The sequence below is a fragment of the Cobetia sp. SIMBA_158 genome, from assembly GCF_046566945.1.
Lineage (GTDB): Bacteria > Pseudomonadota > Gammaproteobacteria > Pseudomonadales > Halomonadaceae > Cobetia > Cobetia amphilecti.
Window position 1 is genome coordinate 1 of sequence record NZ_JAWJYL010000446.1, and the last position, 267, is coordinate 267.

Annotated in this window: 1 pseudogene; it reads right to left on the minus strand. The window is 62.2% G+C overall.

The features are described 5' to 3' along the window. Positions 1-267, minus strand: a pseudogene (locus R2R70_RS20620) (hypothetical protein); the annotation flags it as partial.

The following is a 267-nucleotide window of genomic DNA, read 5'->3' on the forward strand; positions in this document are numbered from 1 at the left end:
CCAGCGTGCGCCGCTCGATCCAGTTCAGCAGCGGCACGGAAAGCAGCGAGCCAATCGGATAACCGAGAAACGAGAGCGCGACGAACAAGGTGCTGCCGGTGACGTCGAAACCGCGGCTTTTCACCACCACGCCCGCCAGCGTGCCGAAGCCGTAATAGCCGAACGCCTGGAACAGATGAAACACGGTCAGCATGAAATAGCGCTTGCCATACGGTGCGCGGCGCAGCAAGCCAATGCGTTCGCCGAGCGTGAGCGCATGCTTGCGCT